This window comes from Actinoplanes sp. NPDC026670, assembly GCF_040638175.1.
Lineage (GTDB): Bacteria > Actinomycetota > Actinomycetes > Mycobacteriales > Micromonosporaceae > Actinoplanes.
This window is the reverse complement of the sequence record NZ_JBEZXU010000046.1, coordinates 56,242-80,957: the sequence shown is the minus strand read 5'-3', so window position 1 is coordinate 80,957 and position 24,716 is coordinate 56,242. Positions and strand designations below refer to the sequence as shown.

Annotated in this window: 21 protein-coding genes; 13 read left to right on the top strand and 8 right to left on the bottom strand. The window is 69.0% G+C overall.

The genetic code is table 11. The features are described 5' to 3' along the window. Window positions 1-32: 32 nt before the first annotated feature. The 3 genes from AB0E94_RS35340 (at window position 33) to AB0E94_RS35330 (ending at window position 2,198) form a co-directional block, all read left to right on the top strand. Complete coding sequence (locus tag AB0E94_RS35340; protein ID WP_360335523.1) at window positions 33-767, top strand: thioredoxin domain-containing protein; 735 nt, start codon at window positions 33-35, stop codon at window positions 765-767. Window positions 768-772: 5 nt separating this feature from the next. Beyond that, window positions 773-1,384, top strand: coding sequence for a vitamin K epoxide reductase family protein (locus AB0E94_RS35335; protein WP_360335521.1), 612 nt, complete (start codon window positions 773-775; stop codon window positions 1,382-1,384). A 355-nt stretch (window positions 1,385-1,739) separates the two neighbouring features. Continuing rightward, entirely contained in the window at window positions 1,740-2,198 is a 459-nt protein-coding gene (locus AB0E94_RS35330) for a hypothetical protein (RefSeq protein ID WP_360335519.1), read from the top strand. Between the two features lie 369 nt (window positions 2,199-2,567). Here AB0E94_RS35330 and AB0E94_RS35325 read toward each other — a convergent pair whose 3' ends face one another. Then, a complete protein-coding gene (locus AB0E94_RS35325; RefSeq protein WP_360335517.1) occupies window positions 2,568-2,945 on the bottom strand; it encodes a hypothetical protein in 378 nt (125 codons plus the stop codon). A gap of 445 nt (window positions 2,946-3,390) precedes the next feature. Between AB0E94_RS35325 and AB0E94_RS35320 the strand changes: the two genes are divergently transcribed. The 5 genes from AB0E94_RS35320 (at window position 3,391) to AB0E94_RS35300 (ending at window position 6,313) form a co-directional block, all read left to right on the top strand. Continuing rightward, window positions 3,391-3,756 (top strand): MCP four helix bundle domain-containing protein, encoded by a 366-nt coding sequence (locus tag AB0E94_RS35320; protein WP_360335515.1) that lies wholly within the window; start codon window positions 3,391-3,393, stop codon window positions 3,754-3,756. Continuing rightward, on the top strand, window positions 3,720-4,253 hold the full coding sequence (locus tag AB0E94_RS35315) for a hypothetical protein (protein ID WP_360335513.1): 534 nt from the start codon (window positions 3,720-3,722) through the stop codon (window positions 4,251-4,253). Before AB0E94_RS35320 ends, AB0E94_RS35315 begins: the two co-directional genes overlap by 37 nt. Further along, window positions 4,147-4,872 (top strand): methyl-accepting chemotaxis protein, encoded by a 726-nt coding sequence (locus tag AB0E94_RS35310; RefSeq protein WP_360335539.1) that lies wholly within the window; start codon window positions 4,147-4,149, stop codon window positions 4,870-4,872. The genes AB0E94_RS35315 and AB0E94_RS35310 overlap by 107 nt, the downstream gene beginning before the upstream one ends. Window positions 4,873-5,266: 394 nt before the next feature. Then, complete coding sequence (locus tag AB0E94_RS35305) at window positions 5,267-5,644, top strand: hypothetical protein (protein ID WP_360335511.1); 378 nt, start codon at window positions 5,267-5,269, stop codon at window positions 5,642-5,644. Between the two features lie 234 nt (window positions 5,645-5,878). After that, on the top strand, window positions 5,879-6,313 hold the full coding sequence (locus AB0E94_RS35300) for a response regulator (RefSeq protein ID WP_360335509.1): 435 nt from the start codon (window positions 5,879-5,881) through the stop codon (window positions 6,311-6,313). Between the two features lie 438 nt (window positions 6,314-6,751). On the opposite strand, the gene AB0E94_RS35295 is transcribed toward AB0E94_RS35300, so the two are convergent. Further along, window positions 6,752-6,943: a hypothetical protein gene (locus tag AB0E94_RS35295; RefSeq protein ID WP_360335507.1), complete on the bottom strand. Its 192-nt coding sequence runs from the start codon at window positions 6,941-6,943 to the stop codon at window positions 6,752-6,754. 159 nt (window positions 6,944-7,102) lie between these two features. Here AB0E94_RS35295 and AB0E94_RS35290 point away from each other — a divergent pair, with 159 nt between their 5' ends. Further along, window positions 7,103-8,311, top strand: coding sequence for a hypothetical protein (locus tag AB0E94_RS35290; RefSeq protein ID WP_360335505.1), 1,209 nt, complete (start codon window positions 7,103-7,105; stop codon window positions 8,309-8,311). 35 nt (window positions 8,312-8,346) lie between these two features. Here the strand turns inward: AB0E94_RS35290 and AB0E94_RS35285 are convergent, their stop codons facing one another. The 4 genes from AB0E94_RS35285 to AB0E94_RS35270 form a co-directional block, all read right to left on the bottom strand. Then, on the bottom strand, window positions 8,347-11,277 hold the full coding sequence (locus AB0E94_RS35285; protein ID WP_360335503.1) for an NACHT domain-containing protein: 2,931 nt from the start codon (window positions 11,275-11,277) through the stop codon (window positions 8,347-8,349). A gap of 156 nt (window positions 11,278-11,433) precedes the next feature. Next, window positions 11,434-12,117 (bottom strand): hypothetical protein, encoded by a 684-nt coding sequence (locus tag AB0E94_RS35280; RefSeq protein ID WP_360335501.1) that lies wholly within the window; start codon window positions 12,115-12,117, stop codon window positions 11,434-11,436. Further along, a complete protein-coding gene (locus tag AB0E94_RS35275; RefSeq protein WP_360335499.1) occupies window positions 12,114-12,536 on the bottom strand; it encodes a hypothetical protein in 423 nt (140 codons plus the stop codon). The genes AB0E94_RS35280 and AB0E94_RS35275 overlap by 4 nt, the downstream gene beginning before the upstream one ends. Window positions 12,537-13,011: 475 nt before the next feature. Continuing rightward, window positions 13,012-13,821: a GAF domain-containing protein gene (locus AB0E94_RS35270; RefSeq protein WP_360335497.1), complete on the bottom strand. Its 810-nt coding sequence runs from the start codon at window positions 13,819-13,821 to the stop codon at window positions 13,012-13,014. A 659-nt stretch (window positions 13,822-14,480) separates the two neighbouring features. On the opposite strand from AB0E94_RS35270, the gene AB0E94_RS35265 reads away from it, so the two are divergent. From AB0E94_RS35265 to AB0E94_RS35255, 3 genes are all read left to right on the top strand, one after another. Further along, window positions 14,481-16,337 carry an AAA family ATPase gene (locus AB0E94_RS35265; protein WP_360335495.1) on the top strand — a complete coding sequence of 619 codons (1,857 nt, stop codon included), beginning with the start codon at window positions 14,481-14,483 and terminating at the stop codon, window positions 16,335-16,337. Beyond that, window positions 16,334-18,160 (top strand): UvrD-helicase domain-containing protein, encoded by a 1,827-nt coding sequence (locus AB0E94_RS35260; RefSeq protein WP_360335493.1) that lies wholly within the window; start codon window positions 16,334-16,336, stop codon window positions 18,158-18,160. Before AB0E94_RS35265 ends, AB0E94_RS35260 begins: the two co-directional genes overlap by 4 nt. Before the next feature lie 122 nt (window positions 18,161-18,282). Continuing rightward, window positions 18,283-20,730 (top strand): GIY-YIG nuclease family protein, encoded by a 2,448-nt coding sequence (locus AB0E94_RS35255; RefSeq protein WP_360335491.1) that lies wholly within the window; start codon window positions 18,283-18,285, stop codon window positions 20,728-20,730. Between the two features lie 103 nt (window positions 20,731-20,833). On the opposite strand, the gene AB0E94_RS35250 is transcribed toward AB0E94_RS35255, so the two are convergent. Next, window positions 20,834-21,061, bottom strand: a complete 228-nt coding sequence (locus tag AB0E94_RS35250) for a hypothetical protein (protein WP_360335489.1) — start codon at window positions 21,059-21,061, stop codon at window positions 20,834-20,836. A 405-nt stretch (window positions 21,062-21,466) separates the two neighbouring features. Beyond that, the gene (locus AB0E94_RS35245) at window positions 21,467-23,497 is read right to left on the bottom strand and encodes a DUF6745 domain-containing protein (protein ID WP_360335487.1); all 2,031 of its coding nucleotides are present in this window, start codon (window positions 23,495-23,497) and stop codon (window positions 21,467-21,469) included. A gap of 504 nt (window positions 23,498-24,001) precedes the next feature. Here AB0E94_RS35245 and AB0E94_RS35240 point away from each other — a divergent pair. Then, window positions 24,002-24,670 (top strand): LamG-like jellyroll fold domain-containing protein, encoded by a 669-nt coding sequence (locus AB0E94_RS35240; RefSeq protein WP_360335485.1) that lies wholly within the window; start codon window positions 24,002-24,004, stop codon window positions 24,668-24,670. Window positions 24,671-24,716 lie beyond the last annotated feature (46 nt).

Genomic DNA, 24,716 nt, shown 5'->3' with positions numbered 1-24,716 from the left:
GGGCGGTACGCGTGAAGAGTGAGGATGCGCTCATGGCGACAGCACGCCGGGCAGCCAAGACAACCGCCCCACCCGCCCGTTACCGGCCGGCCGTCATCGCGGGCGGTCTGATCATCATCGTGCTGCTCGTCGCGATCGTGGTCGTGATCGTCCGGGCGGCCGGTGAACCCGCTGCCGCCCCGGTGACCACACCGTCCGGCGGGGTCGTCGCGCCAGCGGTGGCGACCACGGCTGGGGCCGTGGCCGTCGGTGATACCGCGGCGCCGGTGCGGGTGGAGGTGTTCCTGGACTACATGTGCCCGTTCTGCGGCCGGTTCGACCGGGCTAACAGCAGCGAGCTGCGCCGTCTGGTCCAGGACCGCACGGTGCGGCTGGAGGTGTATCCACTGGCGTTCCTGGACGACATGTCGCAGAACACGCAGTACTCCAGCCGGGCAGCGAACGCCGCCGCGACCGTCGCCGACCGGGCCCCCGACAGGTTCCTGGCCTTCAGCGAAGCTCTGTTCGCCGACCAGCCCGCCGAGGGCACGAAGGGCCTGGCCGACGAACAGATCGCCGACCGTGCCCGTACCGCCGGTGTACCCGAGCAGGTCGTGGCGGTGTTCACCGATCGGCTGTTCGCCGCATGGGTGGCCCGCAGCACCGCCACCGTGCTCGACGGCCAGATCGAGGGCACCCCGACCGTCCGGATCGACGGGACCCGGTTCGACGGCGACCTGTACACCGCCGGGCCGCTGACTCAGGCCGTCATCGCCGCGAAAGGCTGACCGCAGTGCTTACGACGCTGCGGCGGCTACGCCACCACAACGCCTGGATCTTCGGCACCATGCTGTTCTCCGCCTGCGTCAGCCTGCTTGCCTCGTTTGTGCTGTCCATCGACGCGATCCGGCTGGCCCAGGACCCCGCCACCGCCTTGTCCTGCAACATCAACGCGGTTGTCAGCTGCGGCACCGTCGCCCTGTCCTGGCAGGCCAGTCTGTTCGGGTTCCCGAACGCGTTCCTCGGGCTGGTCGCCGAACCCGTCGTCATCACCGTCGCCGTCGCCTCCCTCGGTGGCGTCCGGTTCCCCGCCTGGTTCATGACCGCCGCCCAGGTCGTCTACACCCTCGGCGTTGTCTTCGCCTACTGGCTGTTCCACCAGTCGATGTTCGTCATCGGCGCCATGTGCCCCTGGTGCCTGCTGGTGACCCTCTCCACCACCCTGGTGTTCTTCACCCTCACCCACGTCAACATCCGCGACCACAATCTGAACCTGCCGCCCCGGGTCCAACGCGCCGCCGACAACATGATCGCCGCTGACCTCGACGCCATCGCCGTCACCATCTGGCTGCTGATCCTCGCGCTCGCCGTGGTCGCCAAATACGGCAGCACCCTGTTCACCTGAAACGGGGACACCCCAGCCAGGCACACCCGGCTCCTTCGCCACAGCCGGCTCCACGGGCAACCTCCCCGCCGGGAATCGCCGGACACGAAGGTGGGAAGCGTGCCCTGAGGACCCCGACCAGCCAGAGATGACCTCTGCTCTGCCTGCCGGGACACCTCGTTCACCCAGGTCCGCAACGCGGCCTCGTGATCGGTGCCGCTTGCCAGCCGGGCCGTAACCGTCAGCCGGAACACCAATGCCGCGCCTCACAGGCCGCGGGCACGGTCGGCCACCAGGAGTGAACACTTCCGAGACCGAACGGAACGATCTCTCCATTCCGCAACTCACTCGAACACGCGTTCGGTAAGTTCGGTGGATGGACTCTGCCGACGACATCTTGCCCCGTGTCCAGGCACTTCGGGATCCCGAAGGATTTCTCCGGCAGGTGCGGGAGTTACTCGATCGGCAGGAAAGGGCTGACGCCCGCCACCCGGCGGAGGACCGTCAACGGCAAGCGTGGGCCGCTTTGGATCTCGATCTGGCCAGCCGCTACGCCGATGCGATCGGCGCACCGTGGGCACAGTTGCTGGTCCTCGCCCGGCCGACGCCACAGTTGCTCGCCGCAGCCGCCGAGCAACGGGAGCGCCTTGACCAGTTGATGAGCAGGGATCCCGGTGCGGTCACCGCGCGGGCACGGCTCCGGGCGCAGTGGCAGGACCAGGTCGATGAGCTCGAGCGGGCGCGGCTCCAGGCCAAGGCCACGACTCGCGATCGTCTCGCCGCAGCCGGGCTGCCGTTTCTGCCGGATCTGTTTCTGCCGGAGGACCTGCCCTGACGAGCTGTGTGCACTGTTCGGGTCGAATGCCGTCGGCATCTGCCGTCGAGGGTTTCGGGTCGTGGCCGAGGGTGTAATCGTAGTTTCGGCGGTGGCCGGTCATCCGGGATACGGTCGCAGGTGTTGGCGGCGCTGTACGCGCACGTTCGGGCCGGGTTCGGCCCGGGCGGAGCCGACGCCGCCGTTGGCTGCCCCCTCGGCACACATCTGGCGCGGGGCTGTTCACGCAGGCGATCGCGGTGGACGTGACCGGCCTGCCGGTCACCCGTACGGTCCTTCCGGGACCGGGCACGAGAATACGACCGTGGCCGGGTTACGCGACCTGCGCCATGATGACCACGACCACAGGTTGCGGGTGGTACTGGTAGATCAGGGGACACTGCCGAGGCCATCTCGGGACTGTGGCACTACGGGCCAGACGAGATCCCAGAAACCGTCTCCGCCCGGGTCACACATCACCCAGAAGGAGCCGATGTCGCTGTGCTGCTCGGCGAATCGGAAACCGACCATTTCGACCTCGGCATCGCCGGGAGCGACGGTGTCCCGCTCGATACGCTCCAGCATCCCGCTGCCGGCAGGCTTCCAGGTGAACCGTTTTACCTGTTCGCCGCCGAGCAGGCTGCTGCTGTAACTCTGCCCGGTACCGTCAGCAGCGAACCGGATCAGGTCGCTCATCAGCGCTGTGGCGGTGCTGGGCATGCTGACCCACTCCCCGACCGGGCCTTCGGCCAGCAGCCGATCGCGCACATGTACATCACTGAGGTCTGTGACGGGCTGGTGCCGCGCCACAGGCACAGTAGGGCCAGTCACGTCCCTGGCCAGCGCTTGAGGTTCCCGACGACGCCGCAGCCAGCGCGCCCAGACACCCATCCTGTTCCTCCCCTGCTGTCGGTCATCGCCGGTCGCGCCACCGTAGGCCGATCAGAGCCATTCCCAGCATTACTACCGTGCTGAGCAACGCAACCGGGGGATCCCAATGCACGGCTTCGTGGAGTTCCGCCGCTTTAGGCCGGCGCAGGTTTCGCGTCTTTCAGGCCCGTTGCACCGGCTGGAGCTATTTGCTGGATGTCGCGGGTCGCCGCCCGGTGGCCTGCTGTTGAGGCGAAGGGTGACGCAGCGATGTCGGTTGCCGCCGTGTCCAGGATGCCCGGCCGCCGGAACTGGTGGGGCGATCTGCCGGTGCTGGCCAAAGGTGCTGTGCGCGGTCCTGATCGCCGCTGCGGCGGCGGGTGGTGTCGGGATGGTCCAGTTGCAGTCGGTCGACGAGGCCGGCGGTGGCATCTACGAACGCAATCTGCTGCCGATCGACACCCTCGCCCGCGTCGACGGGGACGTCAACGAGATCCTGGCGACCATCCTGCGGCATGTGATTTCCACTGGCACGGCTGAGAAACAGGACCGGGAGCAGGAGATCAGCGTCTTCCAGCAGCATTTCGAGCAGATGTGGGCCGAGTACACCGCGAGTGTCGGTACCACCGCTGAACAGATGCCCGCGAGCAGTTCCGCACGGCGCTGGAAGCGATGTACACGATCGCCGACGAGCAACTGCTGCCGCTGAGCCGCAGCCGCAAGGTCGCATCGGCTGCCGCGGTCGAATCGCAGCGCTTCGATCCGGCTTTCGACCAGGTCAGTCAGGCTCTCACCGAACTCACCGAGGTCGAGACGCAGCAGGCGACCGCCAGTGCCGCACATGCCGAACAGACGTACAAGAATGCCCGTACGATGATGGCCGGCATCCAGCTGTTCGCGCTGGTAGCCGTCGCCATCGGGGTGGCGGCAGCCCGGTCGGTGAGCAAACCCCTCGGTCATGTCGTGACGGTGCTGCGCCGTGTCAAAGGCGGCGATCTCACCGCGGTCGCCGGCCTTTCATTCCCGCGACGAGACTGGACAACTGGGCGCCGCGCTGAATGCGACCATGAGCCGGCTACGGGAGATCATCGGCGGGCGGATGGCGCAGACGGCGGTCAGCCTGGCCGCTGCCGCCGAGCAACTGTCGGCGACCCACGCCACCCACGAGGTGAACGCCGGGATGCAGGCGATCGCCGCGGGCGCTGAGCAGATGAGCGCCTCGATCACCGAGATCGCCGCGAACGCTGGCCTGGCCGCACAGGTCGCGCAGAAGGCCATGGCGGTCGCGCAGCGGACCACCGAACAGATCGCCGATCTCGGCACCGCGAGCGCCGAGATCGGCGAGGTGGTCGAACTGATCACCAGCATCGCGGAGCAGACCAATCTGCTCGCGCTCAACGCCACCATCGAGGCCGCCCGGGCCGGCGAGCTCGGCAAGGGCTTCGCCGTCGTCGCCGGGGAGGTCAAGGAACTGGCACAACAGACCGCTGGCGCGACCGAGGAGATCACCACCCGTATCGACGCAATCCAGCATTCCAGCGCGACCGCGACCACCGCGATCGGTGAGATCATCGCGGTCATCGAGCAGATCGGTGACTACACCACCACCATCGCCTCCGCCGTGGAACAGCAGACCGCGACGACCGCGCAGATGAGCCGTTCCGTGGCCGACGCGGCCGGCAACAGCAGCGACGTCGCTCACACCGTCGCCGAGGTCGCCGACGTCGCCACCGCCGAAGGCGCCGCCACAACCCAGCAGGCGGCCACCGACCTCAGCCGGCTTGCCGGCGATCTCACCGCCATCGTCGGCAGCTTCCGGCACTGAACCGTAAACACTTGATCGGGCGGCGCCGGGAACCGTCCCCGTCGTGATAAACGTATGGGAATGCCGCTGCGTGGTAGCACCGGCCGATCTGCCGCACCGCTACCGCAGAGGCCCTTCTTCTTCGACCAGCAGCGTGCGATCACACCATGGCCGCCCCACGAAGTCAGGAGCAGCATCCCATTGCCGGGCTGCCGATCGATCCGCGAGAACCAACGTAAGCACTCGGTCTAATGAATCGGTGCGGGTATGGCCGCGGCGGTGAGAGGAAGTTCTCGGCGGGCGGGGAACGGCGCCGCTGGGTGTCCGATTGTCGCGGTACGTGATGCATCACCGCACCGTGCCGCGCATACGGCGGGCAGGGGTTTGGCCCCCCAGTGGTGCGAACACTCTGCCGATGGAAGAACAGGACCGGCAGGGACGTATCGCCCGCCCGATCGGAACATGGGGAACCTCGCACGAGACCGGCCACAACGGCGCGACGGCCCGCAACGGAGACGAAGGTCATCCTATGGACCCGACCCAGCAATACCGGCTGACGGACCCCGCCACACGCTCGGGTCTACAGAACCTGGTCACACAGCTCCTGACGAAGGCAATCGATGTTTCCTATGCCATCGGCCGGCTGCAGCAGTTCACCGCCGCGCATCCCACCGGGAGCAGGCAGGCCCACACTGCCATCGCCGATGCCGTCCGCATCCTCGCCGCCACCCGGACAGCGTTGATCAGCAACGCCGACACGCTGACCGCTCGCCTCGACGAACTGAGGCGATGATCCGCTCACACCGGCCAGGGCGCAGAACTCACCTTGTCGATCCAGGGCCCAGCCACGCGTAGCCGCACGGCCTCGCAGAAGCACCCGCGACCTGCGTACCGCACTTGACCGACTCTGGCACTGCGGGGCCGCCGGGTCGTTATGGTGAACACCATCAGCCGACGGGGTCCCACCACCAGCGAGGGCACCCAGGCATGCGGGAGGATGAGGATGCCGTCAGCAGGCCGGTCTGTCGTGCTGCTCGTCGAGGACGACGCGGACATGCGCACCATGACATCGCAGATGCTCGAACTGTGCGGCTTCGCCGTCCTGGAGGCCACCGGACCGACACAAGCGATCACGGTGTGTCGCCACCAGCCCGGGCCGATCGATCTGATGCTGATGGAGGTCGGGCTGCCCGGCATGTCCGGCCGCGACCTGGCGCGGTTAGTGGCACCGCTCCAGCCCTCGATGTCCGTCCTCTACTTTTCCGGACTGCCGCGACAGGTAGGCGTCGACAGAGGGTTACTGCAGCCGGGCACGCCGTACGTCAGGATGCCGTTCACCTCGCAGATCCTGGCAGGCGCGGTCCAGTCGCTACTCTTCCGAACACCGGCAGCCTTCGCACCCGGCTCTGCGGGTGTGCCCTGGGCGGCCGTTCATCTTTCCCGGCGGGCGCATCAGCCCTGAAAACGTAGGGCACAGTTCACTAAACCAAGCGGGGATCATTACCGATCCTGGAGGCGTCACCCCCTGGCAGCGCGGGTGGTAGCCGGAAAATCACCGGCTACCACCCGCGTCGGTCAGCCCTCAGCCTGCACCGGGTGCGGGGCTCCCCGCCCCCCCTGGGGTCCCCGGAACGGCGGGGCAGGCGTCCAGGGGTCCTGAGTTCCACGGCACACCGTCGCCGGATGCCGGCATGAGTCCGACCGTCGACCGCTCGAGCAGTGCTGCTGGCTCGGCACCGCAACACGACGACGTCACGGATCGCTCCGTAGATCATGCCGGGCAAGGCCAGTATCTCCGCTTGTCCCTTCGCCAGCCCGTGAACCGCGACAACGGCATCCAGCCAATCGACGTTCCCGAATAATCAAGGGCCATCGGACTGATTCGGAGAAACGAGCCGGGTCAGCGCCGCATCATCGGTGCAAGCACGGCGAACAGGCCGGCGGCCGTGCCGACTCCGACCGCCCACGACGGGCTGTACACCGCCAGCGCACCGGCAACGACAGAACTCGCCGCGGCGAGCGCTGTCGGCCACCGCGGGTCACCGGACGGCCCCGGGTCCGGCCCGGCCGGGATTCGAGTACTGCTGGACACGAGGGTCCTCCTCAGTTCATACGGATGGGTCGGTTCCCGTTCGGATCACCAGCACATCAGCGCGAGACCTGCCGTTTCCTGACAAGCTCGAGGGGCTCCAAACGCGTGTCGGACCAGCACCGTGCCGGATCCGGAGGCCGAAGCGATAACGTGCCGGGTATGGTCCGCAAGCCGCCCAGCTCTGCTGATGTCGCCCTGATCGACGCGGCGGCTGCCCGTGGCGCCGTCATCAGCGCCACTCAGCTGGAACGGTGGCGGCGCGCGGGGCTGCTACCGGACAATCGGCGGCACGGTGCGGGGCAGGGCCGGGGCAGCACCTCTACCGCCCCGGCCGGGATCATCGACCTGGTCGTCTGGCTCAGCGCTCACGCACGGCCCGGCCGGCGGCCGCACCACGTGGCGTTGGAGGCCTTCGGCGCTGGGCTGCCCGTCCCCGAGGCCACCGTGAGGGCAGCATGGCGTTCCACGATCACCGACCTCGGCGTAGGCCCAGCGCCAGTACCGGAAAGCGGCACCGATCGCAGCGAGTGGATTGCCGAGACGGCCGAGCGGTTCGCGGACAAGCACAGCCGCAACATCATGCTGATGCCACGGCGGGTCCGTGACATCGATACCCGCATCACTGATCTGGGCCTGTCCTGGGCGCCGGCCGGGGTCGCGCAATACGACAGGGGCACTCATCAGACCGATCCGTTCACCAGCCGTGACTTCGTCACCTTGGCGATGTCCGCCGTACTGGGTGGCAGCTCGGAACTCAATGGTGCGAACCTCGCCGCGTTCTCGCGCGCCCTGTCACCGGAGGGCGCGGTCAGCGCGGTCGCGTCAATGCTCGAGTATCCCGACGGTAACCCCGACCTGGCGGACATCAACGACGGGCAGGGACTTAGCCTGCTGCCGACCGGCGACCTCCGTGATGATCTGGACCAGATCATCACGGAGGCGTCGCCCGCCCACCTGTACGCCGCCTGGCACTCCGTCGACGCGATGCACACCTGGGCCGTAACGCTGTGCGATCAGGTCGAGGCTGAACTCGACCTACTGGCCGCCGGGCGGTCACAGCAGGATTATCCCGCGCTATTGCAGTGGTACCACGGGATCATCCTCGGCCCGCACCGGCTGCTACTGCGCCAGGCACTACAGAAAACGGACACGTCCCCCGCCGCGCGGGCTGGCACCGCGGTCATGCTTCTCGCCATGGCGACGGGGATGAGCCGATTGCGGGTCATGATGCCGGACTCGCAGTTCGAGTTGCTGCCGGTTCTCCTGCCACCTTTTCTTGAGCAGTTGGCTGCCATGATCGCCGCGGACCCTCCCACAAGCCTACGGACCGCGCCTGCCGACCAGCCGGTTCGCCCCGCCGGCCGATAGGCAGCGGCGCTGACCGGCACCACGGCGGCCGCCCATCACGAGATCGTGGACCGTCGGCCGGCCGGGCTGGTCCCGGTGTCCTCGCTGGTCTCGGCGTATTCAGCGAGCCTCAGATGGCGGAACTGGTACACGCCGCCGACCTGCCGCAGCAGACCGGCGCCGCGGGCTCGTTCGAGAAAGGCGATCAGCCGCCAGGGGGTTCTCCCGGTCACAGCGAGCCAGACCCTCGCCAGTTGATACTGCGGCCAGGCCAGTTTGCGCCACGATGCCAGGACCATGGGCAGGATGAGGAAGAGCAGCGCCGGGGCGCACACCGCCAGCAGCGTCGCTGGCAGGTTGAACAGCCAGGTTTCCGGCACGGCGGACAGCACTCTGTGCAGCGACGGGTGCTCGTTGTAGAGGGCCCACTGCTCCCACCCGGGCAACGCGGCGTCGGACGTGACCAGAGTCCACCACCCCGAATCGGTCGCGATCGGCAGCAGCACGATCGGCAGCACCAGCGAGACAAGAGCGACGGTGCGGTCCGCCCGCAGAACCGCACGGGCGGTGGGCAGATCGGAATCCTCCGCCGGCCTGCGCAGCCAGTCATCCAAACCGGCCACGATGCCGACGGCAGCTCCGACCAGGACCCCCACTCCGGTGAGGTCCAGCTCGAAACTCTGCGGACCGTCGACGTGGGCCACCAGAGCGACCGGATAGTCGTGCATGATGGGGAACGGTGCGAGGTCACGTCCCGTCTCCGCGAGAATCCCGCCACAGAAACCGATGATCGAGCCGGTCAGCATCCGGGTGAGTACCGAGCCGGCCAGCCCTCGCCTGGCCGGGGTGATGCGGTATGGCTGGCGGACAGTGACGGCGTGCGTGCTCGCCAGATACCGGCCGGCGATGATCAGAAGCGTCACCAGCGTAGCGACCTCGACGATTCGCTGCCCCCACGACTGCCCCAGTTGGTCGCTGCCGGCATACGGAAACGTCTCCGCGGTGTAGACAGCGAGCATCAGTACCACGACAACACCCGCAGGCAGCCACCGCAGACCGCGCTGGACCGCACCCCGCCGCGCCCGGGTACGTGCGGCGGCCCGGTCGGTGATCGCGGCGGCGAAAGCGCCCACCAGCACCGCGACCGTCAAGGTCATCAGCGCCGTGGCATGGCCGGTGTCGGCGAGGGTCGCGGTGCTGTCGGCCACCGTGGACGCGTAGACGGCGAGGCCGGCGGTCAGACCGGACACCACGATCGCAATCCAGCGGGCGTCCCTGCGCATCTGCCTGTCGCGGCGGGTGCCGCCCCAGCCCGGGGTGGTCAGGAATCCCACCACGACGGCGATGAGAGCGCAGCGCAGCACATGGCCGGCTCCGGAGATGATATTCCTGCCGTTCGCGAGGATCGCCGTCAACGCGATCGCCACCTCGAGACTCGCCAGCACCGGCCCGTATGCGACCCGGGCGCTCTGGCCACGGACGGTGAAGGTGATCCCCGTTTCCGCGGAGGCGGGCAGCAACAGGCATCCCGCTACGGCCCCGACGCTTACACCGACCAGCACACCACTGAGCGCGGTCACCGCGGACGGGTTGTACGCCGCCGCGAAGGACATCCAGAGCAGGCCGGCCAGGACCGCCGTGATCGTCGCCCAGAGCAGCCCGGCCACGGCGTTGGGCATCAGGCGTGGCAGCTCCCACCAGGCGATGTCCCCCGCCCCGGCCCGGGCCCAGACGGCAATCTGTTGCAGCCATCGCCGTGCGGATGCCCGCCGGCGCTCCCGCAGGCGCGCCGGCCCGGTAGCGCACATCGCGTCGAGCGCCAGATTCGTGTACCCGGCCAGCAAGGTCCGTTCGATGGCAGCCCGACCGCCACGGATGCCTCCGTCAAGCAGTTCCTCAGGCACGGCCGTGCTGCCGCCGTAGACGGCGCGGGCCATCGCCAGATAGAGCGGGCTCCGAAGCACCTCGACCAAGATCGTGTTGGTGCCGGTGGCCGCCCGCACCGTCGCCCACCGTCTGGCGGTCACGGGCGGCACCGCCGCCGCGAGATAGTCGAAGGCCGTGCTCCCGTCGAGGTCGGCCAGTTCCAGGACGGCGGCGCCGGAGACCACGTCGCTGGATCCGACCGCGGCCGCGAACTCCTCGATCCGGCTGGTCAGCACCAGGTGCTGTCCCGGGACGAGGACCTTGTTGATGGCGAGCAGTGCCGCCGCCCGGAACCTCGGATCTATCTCGTCCAACCCGTCGAGGACGAGCAGCAGCCGCTGATGGTCGATCAGTTCACGGATCAGACCGCGGTGGCCCGCCAGCCCCGGATGGTCGTCGACGATGTGCTGTTCAAGCCAGCCGGCCAGTGACTGGCCAGGCACATCCCAGGACGACAGATGCGCCATGACGGGGATCGGGTCCAAGCTGGTCCAGGACTCCGACAACGTCACCGCCAGGCGTCGGGCAGCGACGGACTTGCCCGCTCCAGCCGGGCCGAGCAGCACCATCCTGCCCGACGGGACGTGCGCGAAGATCGCCGCTATGCCGGACACCTCGCCGGCCAGCGCCAGCGGCCGCTTGTCTTGCGGGTCGCCGCGGATCGCCTGCCAGTGGTCCATCACCTCAAGGCCGGTCACGTCCACCGGAACCGGGATCGGCCACGGATCGTGGATCTGCTGGACTCCTTCCTCAGCCCGCAGCTGGCGCCCTATACCCACAACCAGTTGCGCGGAAACCGCGTCAGCTGGGCCGCTGTCACCGGCCGGCGTACCCGTCGGCCTGTCGTAGCGGCGCTGTGCCCACCAGGCCAGCAGCGTCGCGATCACTGTGGCGGTGATCGACGCGGCAAGCCACCATTGGTAGTGCCGCTTCATCTCCACGAACCAGGGCAGGTCCTGCGAGGCTGCGTTACCGGCCACGCTCGCCAGCGCGGCCGCGACGGCACCGGACGCAGTCGTCACCGTGACCAGCAGAATCGGCACCCAACGGCGAAACGTCACAGCACCATCGAACTCGACCGCCGATGACAGCGCATCCACGAACCTGTGCGGTGACGCCTTTCCGACAGCACACCCGGACTACAGGCCCCGGGAGGGGCGCCGGTCAGTGGGCTGTGCGGGAGAGCAGAGGAACGCATCGTCACGGGACCACAGTGCTCACGTTCGATGGCTGAGGTCGAAGGTGACGATGAACCGTTTGACGATCTGCCGGATGTGCGCTCGAACGTACTGCTGGAATCGGGTACCGGGCAGGACACCGAACTCGTAGGGCCAGGGTTCGCCGCCGAGGCACTGGTTGGCCGGCGCGGAGAACGAGTTGGTGACGAACAGGCTCTGCATTTTCGCCGACAGGTTGCTGCGGACACCAAGGTAGTGGATGGCCTCGTCGCGGGGCAGCGGCACCAGGTAGTACTTGCATTCGATACTGAGAAGGCAGCCGACAGCGGCGGGGAGTTTGCGTTTGTCTCGGCTCTCGCGGGCCGTTTTCGTGTCGAGCAGCAGGATGTCGGACTCGCTGGCGAAGCTCTTGCCCTGGACTTTGACCCGGACGTGCATTTCGATGGGCCGGGCGTTGCCGAACTGCAGCAGCGCGTGGGTGAAGCCGCGGTCACGCACGTGCAGCGCGCCGGGGGCGCCGCGCAGCAGCAGGTCCTTCACCTGTGCTTCGGAGCCATTCTCGTAGCTGATCAGGGCGCCGCATTCGGCGGCGGAGGCGACGACCTGGGCGAAGATGTACGCCTCGTAAACGCGTTCGGCCCGGTCGGCGGTGGTGAACGGTGTCCGGACGGTCGGCATGGCTGCCGCGAGTTCGGCGAGCAGCTGGGTCACTGCGGCTGTCATGCGAGGACGGCTTCGCGCAGTGCGAGGAGCGCGGAAATAACACGGAGTCGGTTCTCGCGGTCGCTTCCCGTCTCGGTGACCCAGAGGTTCACGGCGTCGTCGGGGCCATTCCCGTCGGCGGACATGATCGAGTCGACCGGCAGCGCCCGGCCGTCACGGCCGTCAGCGAGTTCGCGGATGGTGTCGGTGGCCATGTCGGGAAGGTCGCGGTACACCGCGAGCATCGCGTCGAGCAGGAGCAACACGGCCTCCTCCCGGGTGTACGGGCGTTGCACCAGTTGAGGATCTGGCCGTTGCCGGCCGTCGTTGTCGAGGACGTAACCGTGCCAGAGTCCGCGACGGTGGTGGTAGGCACTGCTGTTGGGAGTCGTGGAGTCGATGATGCCCGCGCCGATGGCGGCATCCACCGGCTCCAGCACCCAGTGAAGTTCCTGTTCGCGGCACAGTTGGCGGAGCCGCTGACCGACTTCTACAAGTTGTTCGTCTTCCAACCTGGGTTCGCCTTTCCGTCACCTCAAAGGTCGTTGTTTCTCGCCCGGCCGTTCTCGGTGGCGGGATGAATAGCCATCCGCGGGTTGGCGACTGGCTCGGCGTCATCTGCCGGTCTTCCGTGGCCGCTTACCGCACCGGTGAGTAAATCACCATAGTGGACCAACTCGGGGCCGATCCAGCCGTGTTTGCCGACTGGAGGTTCAGCTGATCCGGCATTGCCCGGCGGCTGACAGGTTCGGGCGCGCAGGACTGCCGGGCGTGCCCGGATGCGGATTCACGGACGCACGCGGCCGGACGGCGTGGTGCTCTCTGTCACTGGCAGGATCGTCGCCGTACGGGCAGAGTCGGCGCCTCCCGCCGGCGGTGCCGCAACCTTTCATCCCCGAGTGTGCCCGACGTGGGCTACGGCCGGTGCAGGTGGTCGGCCAGTCCGCCGAGTTCTTCGCTGGCGATGAACGTGCTCCGGACGTTCAAGATGGCGTCTTCGACGTGCGGGGTGCAGCCCCAGGCGGAATCGCCCCACGAGTCGGCGATCTTCAGGACGGCCGGTGCGGTGCAGGGTGTCGTGGTGCCACCGAGCTGACACGCCACCGGCCGGGTCGGGTCCTGGGCTGCACCGTTCGTTTCGGTGCGTCTACCGGTGAGGCCGTACGCGGCGGTGGCGCGCTGCTCGGCGTCGTGACGCAATCGGCGTTCGTTACGGACCTCGACCAGCGCAGTCAGGCGCTGGTCGAGGTGACGGGCGACGATGTCGGCCAGGTGCAGCAGCGTGGTCGTGTGCATGTCGGTCACCTGACGCGGCAGGTTGTCGAAGACGCCGACCGTACCGATCCGCCAGCCGTCGGAGCTGATGATCGGCGCGGCGGCGTAGAAACGCAGGCCAGGTTCGCCGCGGACCAGCGGGTGGTCGCGGGTGCGCGGGTCGGCGGTGGTGTCGGTGATGAGGTAAGGGCCGTCGGCGAGCAGTGCTGAGGCACACAGGCCCGGTTCGGTGCCGGTCTGGGCGATCCCGTCGAGTCCGGTGCTGGCAGCGAACCAGACGCGGTCGGCGTCGATGATGCTGACCGTGGCGATCGGCGTGCCACAGACGGTGGCTGCGGTGCGGGCGATCGGGTCAAGGGCACTCGTGGGCGTGTCCAGGATCTCGTAGCGGTGCACGGCCGCGACGCGGGCGGCGTCGCAGAACGCGTCGGACGCGGCGGTCAGGGACAAGGGGCCGGCTCTTTCGTGGAGAGTTCGTTTTTGCTGTTGCCGGTGTACGGCAGTCGTTGCTGTTCTGTGGTGCCTAACCGGGTTCGTGCCCAGTATTCGTGTTTCTTTGCAGTGCGACAACTATCGACGGGGTCGTGTTGTGCATGGCAGCGCCTGGATCCGGCTGATAGCCGCTGCGGTTTGACCTCTTCTCCGTGCACCATGTACCGGTCGAAGGTGCCGGTCAGGGTGATCTGGATGGTTCTCGCGAGCGGTTCGTGGGCGTGGACGGCATCGCGCACGATTCGTCCGGGAACAGTGGCACGGCCCCGGGGTGCGGCTGCCGAGGTGGGCCAGATCGAGCAGGTCTGGGACCAGGTGCTTCAGGTTGGTCACGTCGTTGACACAGTTCTCGCCCGTTGGGCGGCCTCGTCGGTGAGGCGGCGGCAATGGCCGAGCACCGTCACCGGCCGGGTGTCCTTCTGGCGATGGTTCAGGTCCGCCGTACGGTCGTCACTGCGACGACCGTACGCAGCAAACCCGGGAACTACCAGGGTCAACGGCTTGGGGCCCGGGTTACACCGTGCGCCTCGACGAGACAGAGCCGCAGCGGCGGGTCGTCCGGGTAGCTTGACGGCACGGCCGATATTGTTCAGAACCCAACCTGACAGGACAGGGGGATGCCGGTGTTCCTGGCGGAGTTGCGGCTGTCCGGGTTCCGGGCGTTCGCCGAGGCACGGATCCCGTTACGGCGGGGTGTGACGGTGCTGCTCGGAGAGAACAGTGCCGGTAAGTCCGGGGTTGTGGACGCGGCCCGGCTGGTCACCGACCCGCTGGACGGCCGCCGCACGCTGTGGGCCGATCCCGACGACGTGTCACGTACCGGTGCCCGGTCCGGGTTCACGATCGAGATGACGTTGCGCGGCAGCCCCGCGGAACTCGCCGCCTACAGCGACGCGACACCGGTCAGCCGGGCCGGCAGCGTCGATGAGACGACCGCGGTGTACACGCTGACCTATCAGCCGCCGGCCGGGCAGGAGTCGCGAGGGCGTACCAGTTGGACCGCCGGCAGCGGCGCCGTCGACGACGACCCGGATCCGGGTGCGCGGGGCCGGATCCGGCACGTGTATCTGCCGCCGCTGCGAGACGCGGTCCGCGAGCTCGGTCCGGCGGGCAGTGCCCGGATCCGGGCGATCCTGCAGCAGTTGCTGGACAACGAGATGTTCGTCGACGACGCCGGGCTGCGTCATGACACCGACCGGTTCCTGGCCGAGGTCGGCGCGCAACTGGACGCGATCGCCGCGCATCCGGTGCTGCAGCGGGCGGCGGCGACGGTCAACGAGCCGCTCGCGCGGCTAACCAGCGGCGCCCATGAGCACGCCACCGACCTCGGGTTCGGTAACGCCGACCTGTCGAGTCTGGTTCGCGGTCTGTGGATGCGGATGGCCGACGCAGGTGTGCAGCCGCGGCAGCTCACCGAGTCCGGGATGGGGTACGCCAACCTGGCATACATCGCTACCGTGCTGACCCATCTGCACGCCGCCGCCCAGGCCGATCTGACGTTGTTGCTGGTCGAGGAACCCGAAGCGCACCTGCACCCTCAGTTGCAGGCGGTCCTGCTGGACTTTCTCGCCGATACGGCGGCCAAGTCGCAGCGGGCGTCCACCGCCGGGACCTGGCTCGGCCGGATCCAGGTCGTCGTCACCACGCACGCCCCGCTGCTGGCCGCGCACACCGACGTCGACGACATCGTGGTGCTTCGCCGCCAGCCCATCCCCGCCCCGGAACCCGCCGCCGATACCACGCCGGCCGGGCCGCAGGCGCCGCTGGCGGCGCGGTTCACCGCCGCCGCGATCGGTGTCGCCGGACTCGGCCTGACCGGTGCCGACCAGGCGCGCATCAACCGGTATCTCGACGCCACCCGCAGCAGCCTGCTGTTCGGATCCCGCACCATCCTCGTCGAGGGCATCGCCGAAGCACTGTTGCTGCCCGCGCTCGCCAGAACCCTGCTGAAAGATGATCCCCGGGCCTGGACCCGGTTCGTCGGCTCCACCATCGTCGCGATCGACGGCGTCGACTTCGGCCCCTACCTGCGGCTGCTGCTCACTGACACGGACGCCGGACGGATCGGGCAACGCGTCGCGGTCCTGACCGACACCGACCCGGGCAAACGCAAGGACCCGATCGCCGCGCTGAACCGCCTGCTCACGAACCTGAACGCCGCCGCGGTGGCGCGGGTGTTCGCCGCGCCCAGCACCCTCGAACCGGAACTGCTCGAGGCTGGCAACGACGCGTTCTGGCCCGCCTGGCAAGTACAACGACCGCAAGCCGGATCAAAACTGCGGAAACGGATCGACGCGGCGGCCACCGCCGACGAACGAGCCCGGATCATCGTCGCCGCGATGAAGAAGACACGGCTGCGTAAAGGCGACTTCGCCCAGGACTTCCTCGACCAGAGCACCATCAGCGGCCGGCCGTTGCGGGTCCCGCCGTACATCGCCGACGCCATCACCTGGCTGGTCGCACCATCGTCATGACCGGATTACCCGACACCCCTGGTGCCGGTGGCCTCCAACGTCGCCGGGACGCCGCCGAAGCCGCGCAACACCACCTGATCACCGCTGTGGCGCCGTTGAGCGTGATCGCCTGCCCCGGCGCCGGCAAGACCCGCACCATCGTCGACCGGCACTGCGCCACCCCGGCCGGACAGCCAGTGGGGCGGGCCATCGCGTCGTTCACCCGGGTCGCCGCCACCGAGGTCCGCCGCCGTGCCACCGCCCTCGGCCGGACCGACCTGTTGCAGCACCCGCACGTCATCACCACCCTCGACGGATTCTTCTGGCGATTCCTCGTGCGCCCGTTCCTGCTCCGCGACGACAGCCGACCGGCGTTCCGGCACATCGAGACGTGGCGCGACGCACCCCCGGAGCTCCGCAGGATCGACCTCACCCTGAGTCAGGGCAAACGCGCCCGGTTCGACCTCGCCGAGTTCGATTTCCGGTACCCGGGCGGCGACGACGCTCCGGTCGCCTCGCTGCCGGGGCGGCACCGCTACGCCGACGGCCGGCACCGGCTGTCCGACGCCCAGATCGATCGGGTCTGCCGGCTGGCCGAGACCCGACGCCACCAGCTGGCCAACAACCATCACCTGCTCACCGGCGAGGAGGTCCGCAAGAGAGCGACCTTCTACCTTCGCAAACACCGGCAGCAGCTCGCCCGGACCCTGCCGGCCCGGTTCACCGAACTGGTCATCGACGAGGCGCAGGACTGCTCGGACGTCGACGTCGACCTGATCGAACAGATCGGGGCCCTCGGCCTGCCCGTGCTGACCATCGGCGACCCCGACCAGGCCATCTACAGCTTCCGGAGCGACGGCACACCCGCCTGCTCCCGTCTGTTCACCACCGGCACGACCATCACCCTGTCCGGGAACTGGCGCAGCTCCACCACCATCTGCCGGCTCGCCGCAACACTACGCACCGGCCCCGCCCGGGGCACTGACACCGCACTGGCAGATCACCACGACAGCGCCCACCCGGTGTGGCTGCTGCCCCGCCACCAGAACACCGAACTGGCGGCCTTCGCGGCCTTGGCCGACGCCGCCGGAATCCCCGCCGGCGACCGGTTCATCCTGGCCCACGACTCCCGCGCCCTGCCCGGCACCACCGCCAACACCCGCCGGCCACCGACCGGGCACACCGAAGCACTGATCTGGGCCGTCACCGTCCTACGCCGCCGGACCCCGGACCAGCGCGCCCGGGACATCGCCGACAAGACACTACGGGCCGAACTGTTGCGGTTCTGGTTCACCGCCGCGGGCACCGCCACCGAACGTGACAACCTCGACCGGTTCGGCATCGACACCCACCACCTCACCCGGCTCGCAGCGCAGGTCCTCACCGACCTGCCCGACCTGGGCATGCCCGCCGCCGACTGGTGCACCCAGGCCCGTGACCTGCTGACGACGCTACGGCCGCCGTCCGCCATTCCCGCCCCGAAAGGCCAACTGTCCGCACCGTCGGGCAAGGGGAGCCGTAAGGCGTCGTCGCTGGCCCGCCTCGGCGCCGCCGCCGGCACAGCGGATGACACCCGCACCGGGACGATCCACAGCGTCAAAGGCGAACAGGCCGACGCCGTCATGGTCCTGTTTCCCGACGACGACCGGGCCACCCAGCTCATCACCCGATGGGCCACCGGCTCCCCCGCCCCTGGCACCGAGGAGTCGATGCGGGTGCTGTACGTCGCGGTCACCCGGGCCCGCCACCTGGCCGCCCTGGCCCTGCCACCGGCCCTGATCCCGGACCTCCAGCAGAAACTCGAAGGACACGGCATCGCCGTCAAGACCAGCGGACCGGCCTGAACGCCGCCCGACCGGTCTCCCCCAGGCAGGAGACCGAACAGCACCTACGCCAGCAGCCACCCACCAGCCGACACCGCCCACCCGCCGGATCGGCGGCAATGGGCACCATAGACACTCGGTTCGTGCCAACAACCGATCTGGCCGGACAACGTGAGCAATGGATCGCCGCCGTCTGCGCCGGCCTGGCCGGCCAGACCCCACCCGATCCGGGGCTGTTCACCCCGGCGCTGGGTGACACCGACCTGCTTCACGCCCTGCTCGTAGCCCGGGCGACGGCACAGGCCGCCGCCGGGCATCGCAGCGGTGAGATCGTGCAGCTGCTGTCCGGCAGCGGTATTCTCCGCCAAGGCGCCGCGACAGACCAGGTCCTCGACCTTGCGACCGGTGCTGCGCTGCGGTGGTCCGGGGCATGGATCGGCGAGCCGGTCGCTCTGCTGGGCTGCGGCCTGCCGGCCTGGCATCCGGAGGCCACCTACCGGCTGTTGCTGGAGCAGTGGTCGGCCCGCCGGCTCGCATCGGTCACCCCCGCCCGGGTCAAACGAGAACTGAAGCGGCACTGGGGAGTCACCGACCCGGACTGGATCACGGCATGCCTGACGCGCCCGGCGACGCCGCTGACGGCGTACCCCGACATCTGGGCCACACTCCGGGCGGAACCCGATCCGCGGGTGCAACACGATGCCGTGCTCGCTCTGCGCGGCACCACCGACAGCAACCGGGCGGTAGAGCGGTGGGCGCAGTCGTTGCTCGCCGAGGTGTCCAAGGCCCAGCACCTGCACACGATCGGCGTGGACCAGGTCACCATCGTGCAGGCGTTACGGTTGCTGCGGCGCCCCGAGAACCGCCCGGACCCATCCCAGCGCACCGTCCGGTCCCGGGTCACCGAGATCCTCGGCGACCATCGTGACCGGATCGCCGCCGCCATCGGCGAGCTGAGCACGCTGGAACGGCACCTGCTGCGCGAACGCACCGACGACGAGCTCGTCCAGGACCGGTGCATCACGCAACTGCTGCGCACGTGGACGCTACGCAGGCCGGATACGGTGCTCAGCGGCCCGGACACCGAACACGGCATGCGCGGCCCGCTGCCCTGGCTACGGATCCGGGTCCACGGCGCCGAACAGGTGGAAGCGGCCACCGCCACGCTGGTGGAGGGGACCCGGTTGCTCGGCGTCGACCGGGATCCCGGCGCACCCGACCGGCTGGAGCTGATCTGCCGGCGGCCGCGCACCGGCGCTCCCGGCCTGCGTGCCCACTTCGTGTTCGACCTCACCAATCCCGTCCACGCCGGCGAGCTCCTGCTGATCGGCCGCCGCGGGGGTGTCTGCGCCGACCTGGTGGACGCGACCGACGGCACCGACACTCGGCTGGGCACGGTGCAGGTCCGTGCCTGCGACGAGCTCGCGCACCTGCTGACCGAGGCCGCTGGCAAGGCCCTCGTCGCCCACGGACGCGAGACGGACACCGACAGCGGCGAGCTCCCGGCCCTGGTCCGGGAGCTGCTGCGGGTTCCCGCCGCGACCGCGCGCCTAGATCCGTTCTCACCACACGACGATCTGCTGGTCACCGCACCGGCACACCCTGACGGGAAAGTCGAACTCGAGACCACCGATCCACCAGCATCCGCGGTACGGGCACGCCCGGCCGGTACCGTCAAGCCGGGCGACGGGTTCGTCTACGTGTCCCGCAATCCCGCCATGCCCGGCATGCTGAAGATCGGCTACACCCTGCGGCTACCCGAGGACCGGGCCGGCGACCTGCGCGGCACCGCGGTGCCGTTCGGTTTCGACGTCACCTACCGTGTCCTGACCTCAAACGCCAACGCGGTCGAGCAAGCCGTTCACCGGCTCCTGGACGCCCAACGCGTCGCCGCCGGCCGGGAGTTCTTCCGCGTCAGCCAACAGCTGGCCGAGGACGCGATCCAGTTCTGTCGGCAACGCGTGACCGGCATCGGCAGCTGGGATCCGCTGCCCGCCGTCCACCGGCTGCGGGCCGGTGCCCGGATCGCGTTGCCGTTGCGAGCCGGCCAGCGGTTCGCCGTCACCGCCTATCCCGGCATCACCGCAGCGCAGGCCGTGGAGATCGGCCGGTGGCAGGCACACGCGGACGGGGACCTACTCGAACTGCATGTCACCCACGACCCGGCCGTAGTCCGCGGCCTCAGCGACGGCGACGACGACGCTACCGAAGATCCGGTACCGCACCTCAACCGTGCAGGCAGTGCCCCCAACGGGCACCTGATCGGCCGGGAACGGCTCGCCGCCGGAGACCGGCTCAGCTGGATCGACGACCACCACCACGTCGTCTTCGAAACCCAGGACGCCTGCCAGGTCATCTGCCGCACCTGGAACCCGAAACTCAACGCGGGCACCGGGCTCCCCCTGACACTCACCGACCTCAGCCCACAGCCCGACACCGTCGCCTACGACTGCATACAGCAGGCACGCGCGCTGCCCTTGCCCCGCAGTTGGGCGCCCCGGCACCCCGATCCCGCGGACGGGTGGGCACCGGCCGCCACCCGCGCGACAAACCCGCCGGACTGGCTGCCGCAACTACACCGCCCCCGATGACCGGCGCCACCGGCAGCCCTGTCTCGTGATCGTCCGAAGTCTGTGATCGGCGGGCCGGACTCCGCCCGACCGACCGGGTCCTGGCTGTCGAGGTCGGAGCCGGTCAGCGCCGTTTGACCCCGAACAGCAACAGCGCCACGGGGATCACGAGAACAGCGGCAGCTACCGGCCCGAGCACCGTCAGCAGCCCGTTGCGCAGCGGCTCGACGAGCAGCACCGTGAGAATCAGGCACAGATTCACACAGCCGAAGACGACCTTCGCCGGTGTCAATGGCCGGTTTGCGTGTCCGGCAGCGGTGTCCCGGTTCTGCGCCTCCCGGCGCCGCTGCACATCCGCCAGGACCTGCCGTACATGCGGCGACAGCGCCGGTGGCCGCCTACTCGGTCGCCGCACTACCCTGCCACGAGACGAGACGCCCCGGCCCGTCGGCTGCTGACGGCGTGTACCACTCATACCGCGCCTCATCCCCGTTCACGCGTGAAGCCAGAACCCTACCTCAACAACGATCACCATGAATGCTCACGCCGGTGGGAGACACGAGGAACGGACCGGAGTGCCATCTCGCTCCCGTGTGCAGGCACGACCACGGGTGGCGCCGCACCGGATGGCGGGTCGCCCGGGATGCCGTCGCTGACCGGATCGGCACGTTCCGGCCCCCTCCCATGATCAACGAGGTTCGCATCATCCCCGGTCCCCCGGACGGGCTCCCGGACCAGCGAGCGGCGCTGCCGGGGGCTATCCCGGCTGTTGAAGGGTGAACGGCAGCTCGTAGTCCCGTTTGCCGTTGATGCGCCAGGAGCCGGGGCCGATGGCATGGGTCGTGTTCTCACCGGCCCGGACCAGGTTGACGGACTGCCCCGGCGAGATATCCAGGTGGATCAGCGTCTGGCCGATGTTGGCGACCGGAGCGGCCCACCACACGCCGGGCGAGTCGATTCCCGGGTAGAGCCGGTGTGTGGTGACCTCCTGGTCGTCACCGCCGAGCTCAACGCCCTGGGACCCGAGCGGCTGCCAGGCCGCTTCGGGAAGGTCGGGGCACGGTTGCGAAAGGATCAGCAGACCGGCCAGGATCTGCGGGCCGGCCAGCATCGGCGGCCCGTTCTCCGAAGAACCGGCGAGTGGGCAGCCAGCGGCCGCACGGTCGGCCTCATTCCGCGGTCGCCGGTAGATGTCGGCAGGGCAGCCGTACTGCCAGGCAGCGGCCTCCACCGGGTCACCGATGGCTTCCGGGACCGGCTCGGCCACCCGGAACATGTCAGCGTCAGGGTCGCGACCTGACGTGCTCCGCACCAGCACCCGCACACCACGGAGCCGGCGTGCGGGTACCGACTTGCCGCGCCGGCGACAGCCAGGGTCCTCGTAGAGGGCGAGAAGGGACTGCGGGTCGGCCGGATCCTCAGCCCGGCCGACAAGCCGCCACCGGGCGCGCCGGATATAGCTGTTCCAGCCGATGAGCGCGATGGCCGCCCGTACCGTGCGGTGAGGACCGTCGGGCACTTCGCCGTCTTTCTCGATCACTGCCGCCGGGACCGCGTCGCCGTGCCAGGCATAGACCCGGAAACCGTCGGGCCACTCAGCAGCGGGCCCGTCCGTGCTGTGCAGCCGCCACCCACCCGCTGCCTGCGGGTCCCCCTGCGGGCCGGTCCACTCAGCGCGGAAGGTCACCGGCGGTTCGGTGACCACGACGAACTCGGTGTGCGGCCACCACCACCCGGCCCTCGATGCCGCCGCGAAATCCCGGGCGACGGCCACGGCATCGTCGTCGTGCATGCCGTTATCCGACGGCTGGACCGGCCCGGCCGTCACGTCACCGGCACCGCTGGCGAAGTGCTCCACCTGGTACCGGCCCGGTCGTGGTGGGCTCGACCAGCCGACCACCTGCCCGATCGTGTCCTCGACCGAGCCGAGGGCCTGCCAGGCCGGCGGGCGCTGCTGTCTCGGCACCGCCCGGCCGGCGGCGATATCCACCGATGACAGTGTCCGGTACGCCGGGTCACCGAAACGCAGCGGCAACGGCGGGTTCCGCCGCCACCGGACCAGGACACCGACGGCCGCACTCACCAGGACCGCCGGAACGAGCGTGCACACCAGCAAGGTCGTTGTCCAGGTCGTAGACGGCGGGTCAGCCCCGCCAAGGCGCAGGGCCGCGCCGATTCCACTGCCCACGGCGATCCACAGCCCCGCGAGCAGGAACGCGGCGAGCCCCGCGAGCAAGCCCACGACGAGAGCCCAGAGGATCTCCCAGATCCCGTCCTCGTCGCTCAAGAACGGTTCGGTGGCGTAGACGTTCCAGACGATGATCGGTACCGCCAGCAGGCAGAAGGCCACCCCACCGATCCAGGCGCCACGCCACGCTGCAGGATCCACGCTGAGGGCGTGGCCCGCCGACCGCAACGGCTCGCCCATCAGGATTTTCGGCAGCATCCAGGCACTCCCGGCACAGAACACCGCAACCGGCAGCCCGTAGGTGAGCACCGCCACCACGATGGCCGGGGCGGCGCGCCTGAAGTACTCGAACACCGCCGTGACACGGCCCCGCAGCCCGGTGTGCCGACGTGTGAGGTCTGCCGCGAGCGCTCGGCCCTGCAACGGTGACGCGGCCCAGACCAGCCGCCCTGGCCATCGCAGCCCGGCATGCCCGTAGCAGTGGCGGAGGGCATCGGCCACCGTGGCCCGCTCGGCCTCCCCGAACACCCCCGCACCCGAGAATGTGCCGGCCCATCCCCGCGCCGGACCGGCAACCGGCACTTCGCTCGGCTGTGCCACGGGCACTCCCTCCGCCTCGAATCCATCGTGACAGATGGATGCATCGGCCTGCCCGGCGGTTCTCGCGCCCTGGTCGTGAGCCCCGTCGGGCAGATCAACGAACGGATCGGTGGCGCCGGGCCCAGTCCTGGAAAAGTCTTGTCGCCCACTGTGAGGCTCTGCGCCGGGCTGCATCGACGGGGATCGTTTGCGCACTGCCAGGCAAATCGGGATGCTCGGCTCATGGACGGCGACGACAGCCTGACGCCGGTCGGAGACCTCGGCCAGCTGACGTACGAGCTGACTGTAGAGATCAGTTGTCTAGGCTGCCCGCAGGCACGGCGACGGCCTTCTTGCCGGGGTTGACCTTGCGGACGTCGACACGGCGCGGTGCGGCGCGGGGTCACCGGCCGATCTCGACAACGGTGAAGCCCAAGGGGCGCGCAGCTCGGTGCTGCGCAGCGTGGCCAACCGCCCGATTCGATTTACCGGATTCGCGGATACCCAGTAATCTATCCTCAAAACATGACAAATGGCATAAGAAGCCGTCTTCCCGGCATTGCATTGAGCGCTGCTTGCCTCTTCGCATTCTCGTGCATGAATGCGGTGCCGGCGGCGGCACTGTCGAGCGCCGAGATCGGCTTCTCCGCGACGTCAGACGCCGCGGGCATTGTGCTCTACGCCGCGGACTGGTCTTCCGGGCTTAACGGCTGGGCCGGCCATCCCTCCTGGAAACATCTACGCGGGATGCTGGTGAACGATGGCACCGGGTACGGCGCTGATCCCATCCTCGCGCCGTACGACACCGGGTCTCTCGCCGATTACACGGTCGAGGCCCGCGTCCGGATGACCCGAGGTGCCCAAGCGGTCCCGACGTCCTTCGGCCTCGCCGCCCGCCGGTCTGCTGGCGGCGGTGGGTACTCCGCAGCCGTCCGGGCCGGGTACCCGGCCTCGATCGGCTACACCGATGAAGGCCCATGGGCGTGGCTCGTCGAAGGGCAGCCCTACGTTCCGGATGCCGGTTGGCACACGTATGCCCTGCGAGCCGACGGTAACGTGCTCACCTTTCTGGTTGACGGCTCCCGAATCGCGACCACTTCGGACAATCGATTTCTCAGTGGAGGGCTCACCGGTCTGTTCGCTGGCAGCTATCAACTCGAGGTGTCGTCTTACCGCGTCCGGCGGCTCACTTGAGGGCCCAGTCAGTCGCATGACCACGGTGCCGGCCGCGCTCCCGCCG